Below are 3953 nucleotides of genomic sequence, written 5' to 3'. Positions count from 1 at the left end.
GGTCGGCGTGATGCTCGGTCCGGTCTCGAAGGTCCCGTCGCCGTCGAGATCCCAGGCGTAGAGGGCGACATCACCGTCGGGGTCGGTGCTCGCCGACGCGTCGAACGTCGCCACCCGTCCCACGACGGCCGGTGACGGCGCCGTGAACGCCGCGACCGGTCCGCGGTTCTGCACCGTGACGGTCTTCGAGAGCGTCGCCGTCGCCCCGTTGTCGTCGGTCACCCGCAGGCGAACGGTGTGGTCTCCGGGGGTTGGGAACGTCGTCGTCGTGGAGGTCGACGGCGTGCTGTCCCGTTCGAAGCTGCCGTCGCCGTCGAGGTCCCACTGCCAGCGCACCACGGTCCCGTCGGCGTCGGTGGAACCGGCGCCGTCCAGGGTCACCGTCTGCCCCGTCTGCGGAGCGCCCGGAGTCACCGTGAAGGCCGCGACCGGCGGGGTCGTGACGCTGATCGCCCGCGTGTACGTCGCGCTGAGCCCTTGGTCGTCGTCGACGCGCAGGCGGACGTCGACGGTCGCCTGCGCGGCGTAGGTGTGCTGCACGACCGGGTTGGTCCCGGAGTCCAGCTCGTAGGAGCCGTCGCCGTCCAGATCCCACCAGTAGTGCGTGATCGTGCCGACCGGGTCGCTCGAGCTCGACGCGTCGAAGGTCACCGTGCCCCCGACGGCGACCGTCGTCGGCGTGGCGATGAACGAGGCCACGGGCTGCGCAGCGCAGGTGGCCGGGGACGCGTCGAGCCCCCAGGCCTCCAGCGTGCCGTTGTCGGCAGGGCTGACGTCGACCACGCGCAGCTTCCACACGCCTTCCATCGGCTTGCCCTCCAGCTGCCGCAGGTCCCCCTGCGCGCGGAAGACCCCGGTACGGGGTGCGGGCGCCGACGCGATGCTCGTGCCGTCGGCGGCGAAGACCGTGTCCACGAAGTCGTCGCTCGCGCCGCCGACGCGGTCCGCGAGCAGGACCGCGGTCCCGTCCGGATGCACGAGCTCGATGCGCAGGTCCTCGACGTACGGATGGGTGATCCGACCGATGCGCACGCGGACGTCCTTCACCCGTCCGGCCTGGGGTACGTGGACCACGGACTCGAGGGCCGTACCGGTCGCCGGGATCGCGAGCGGCACGTCCGCGGCGTCGTCGCTGCGCGGCGCCCCGGCCAGCCCGGTCGGCAGCGTGAGGGGCACGAGCGCGGATCCCGTCCCGTTGGCCACCGACAGCGACAGGCCGATCGGCCGTCCGCACGCGAAGTCGCCAGGCACCTGGATCCGGAACGGCGTGGTGTTGGACGTGGTGGCGCCGAACGCGACGTCGGTGAAGCCCGCGGTCGGCTCCGGGACGCCGACGCCCGGGTCGGTCGCGGTCAGGGTGCCCGTGAGCCCGGTCAGCGGAACGAGATTGCTCGAGAGCAGGGTCTCGGTGATGTCGACGGTGTCGCCGGCGGTGATGACGCCGTCGTTGCCCGTGGCGCCGACGTCGTCGGCGACCATGCTCTCGTGCTCGAGCCCCAGCGGATCGGCGGACGCGGCGCCGGGCACCGCGCACCCGAGGCCGATCGTGGCGGCGAGGACGGCGGTGAGTCGGGCGCTGGCCCTGCTGAGCGGCATCCTCCGGGTGATCGGCCGGGAGCGATCCTCGACGGAGTGCGCGGGCCGCGCCGTCCGACGTCCGTCCAGCGGGCGTGGGCGGCGTCAGACGATCAGTCGCTGCCGGCGGCTGCGCGACGCTCGGCCTGCGCGTCGTGGCCCGGGATCTCGAAGCCGGTGCCCTCGCACCAGGGGCACGGGACGTCGTGGGGCTCGCCCCCCTTGCCCGAGATCAGGGTGCCCGTCCCGCGACAGGGCGAGCACGGGGTCGGCTCAGGGGTCGCCGGGGTGTCGGGTGCGTCGCTCACAGCGCGGCGAGCGTAGCGGGTCCGCCCGGTCGCCCGGGCTGCGCCCTCCCCGGTGCTGACGGATCCGGTCCGCCATCCGTCCAGCGGGCCTTCCCCAGTTCAGGGGAGGGGTCCGGCGACCCGATGCCGCAGTCGACCCGCATGTCCGCGACCACCCCCAGCCCACTGCAGCGCCTGCGCCACGATCAGCGAGGCCTCACGCTTCCCGAGGTCCTGATCGGCATGCTCCTGATGCTCGTCGTGGCCGGATCCGTCGTCGTCTGCCTGCAGAGCGCGGTCGCGAGCTCGGGGGCGATCGACCGGCGCGGGAACGGCATCAACGAGGGCCAGTTCGCCCTGTCGCAGATCACGCGGGACATCCGCGTCGCCAACGCGGCCACGGTGCAGAGCTCGACCGTCCTGGACCTGCTCACCTGGCGACGTCCGAGCCCCGGTGCCCCCCAGGTCCTCGCCCACGTGCGCTACGACTGCTCCACCGCGGCGACGTGCCGGCGCATCGTCTGCGCGCCGAGCGCCACGACGATCGTGGCGGGCGCCTGCGCGAGCGCGGGCACGACCATCGTCACGGGCATCACCAACACCGACGTCTTCACGCCGCTCGGCGACGGGGCCGTGCTCGCGACGCCCGCGAGCACTCCCGCCTGCTGCAGCACCACCGGAGGCCTGGACTTCGTCGCGCTGCGCCTGCGTCCCCGGGTGGACGAGCGGAGCACCGGCGCGCAGACGCGCCAGCACAGCAAGAACCCGATCGAGTACCGCGACGGAGCGGACCTTGCGAACTTCTCCAACTGAGCGGCTCGGGGGCGCGGAGCACGGGTTCACCGTCGTGGAGGCGATGGTCGCCATGCTCCTGCTCGTCGTCGGCCTGCTCGCGACGCTCTCCACGTTCGACAGCGCCGTGTTCGGCTCGCACACCGCCGAGCGGGGATCCGAGGCCGCCGCGCTGGCGGAGCGTGAGCTCGGACGGCTCCTCGCCCGACCCTACGCAGAGCTCGTGAACTGCACCAACGGCGGCACGCGACCGCAGCACGGTGGCACCGACACCCGCGACCCGACCTTCCACATCCGGGCGGGCGAGGACGGGTCCCCGCCGCGCCTCGTGATCCGCCGCCGTCCCCGGATCGACGGCGACGAGAGCGTCGTGCCCGGCGTCGCGGCCGCGGGCGAGGAGTTCGCGCTGCTGACGACCTCGGCGTGTTCGGTGGCGGGCGCCGACGGGACGGGGGTCGTGAGCGGTCCGATCCCGGCGGCGACCGACCCCGGGGACCGCCTGTTCGGCGCGAAGATCTACCGCTTCGTCACCTGGGTCGACGAGCCCCTGTGCATCGTCAGCGGCGGCCCGACGATCGCGGGCTCCGTGAACGTCGTGGCGGCCGCCGGCGGGCTCGTCGGCGTGGTCCTCTCGTCGGTCAACGGGCTGATCGGTGACCTCAGCGCGTCGCTCTCGGCGCAGGTCAACGGCGAGCTGGGGACGGACACCGGTGACCCGCTCGACCTCCTGTGCGCGGGCAAGCGCGACGCCAAGCGCCTCACCGTCGCGGTCGTCCTGCCGAAGATCGGCAACAACGCCGGTCTCCAGAAGCCGGTCTACCTCTCGACGATCGTCCCCGACCCGGCCGACGGGCTCAGCGTCGACCTCAAGGTGCCGTGAGCGCCGTGAAGCGACTGCTGCGACGGGTGTGCGCCGACGAGCGCGGCGTGGCCCTGCCGCTCGCGCTGGTGATGCTCGTCACCGTCCTGCTGCTCGCCGGGGTCGCGCTCGCGACGGCCACGCGCAGCCTCGACTCCCAGCAGCACGACCTCGGCAGGCGCAAGGCCGCCGCCGCGGCGCTGAGCGGGCTGCGGATGGAGACCTACCGCATGAACAAGCTGAAGCTCGACCTGAGCGCGGCGCTGCGGGTCCCGGGGACGCCTGTCGCGGAGGTCACACAGTGCCTCGTGGGCGTCGGGACGTCGGGGTTCACCGTCACGCGTCTGGCGAGCGTCGGCGGCAGCTGGTGCCCGTCGCTGAGGACCGAGCTCGGGGACGGCGCGTCCTTCGCCACGCGGACCTCGGCGCTGGCGGACCTC

Annotated in this window: 5 protein-coding genes; 3 read left to right on the top strand and 2 right to left on the bottom strand. The window is 73.5% G+C overall.

The features are described from left to right. Positions 1-1596 (bottom strand): PKD domain-containing protein (locus ABYE80_RS18235; protein WP_372791725.1); only part of this gene is annotated, 1596 nt, incomplete at its 3' end. A 92-nt stretch (positions 1597-1688) separates the two neighbouring features. Further along, positions 1689-1883 (bottom strand): hypothetical protein, encoded by a 195-nt coding sequence (locus ABYE80_RS18230; RefSeq protein ID WP_372791724.1) that lies wholly within the window; start codon positions 1881-1883, stop codon positions 1689-1691. 141 nt (positions 1884-2024) lie between these two features. On the opposite strand from ABYE80_RS18230, the gene ABYE80_RS18225 reads away from it, so the two are divergent. From ABYE80_RS18225 to ABYE80_RS18215, 3 genes are all read left to right on the top strand, one after another. Then, positions 2025-2675 carry a type II secretion system protein J gene (locus tag ABYE80_RS18225; protein WP_372791723.1) on the top strand — a complete coding sequence of 217 codons (651 nt, stop codon included), beginning with the start codon at positions 2025-2027 and terminating at the stop codon, positions 2673-2675. Further along, on the top strand, positions 2656-3534 hold the full coding sequence (locus tag ABYE80_RS18220) for a hypothetical protein (protein ID WP_372791722.1): 879 nt from the start codon (positions 2656-2658) through the stop codon (positions 3532-3534). The genes ABYE80_RS18225 and ABYE80_RS18220 overlap by 20 nt, the downstream gene beginning before the upstream one ends. Then, the coding region (locus ABYE80_RS18215) for a hypothetical protein (protein ID WP_372791721.1) at positions 3531-3953 on the top strand (423 nt) is incomplete at its 3' end. The genes ABYE80_RS18220 and ABYE80_RS18215, both read left to right, overlap by 4 nt.

The organism is Paraconexibacter sp., from assembly GCF_041602235.1.
Classification (GTDB): Bacteria; Actinomycetota; Thermoleophilia; order Solirubrobacterales; family Solirubrobacteraceae; genus Paraconexibacter.
The sequence above is the reverse complement of the archived record's forward strand: the minus strand, read 5'-3'. Positions and strand labels throughout refer to the sequence as shown.

Excerpts from the sequence above, each read along its gene's own strand:
- ABYE80_RS18225 (WP_372791723.1), top strand. The coding sequence starts at position 2,025 with ATGTCCGCGACCACCCCCAGCCCACTGCAGCGCCTGCGCCACGATCAG.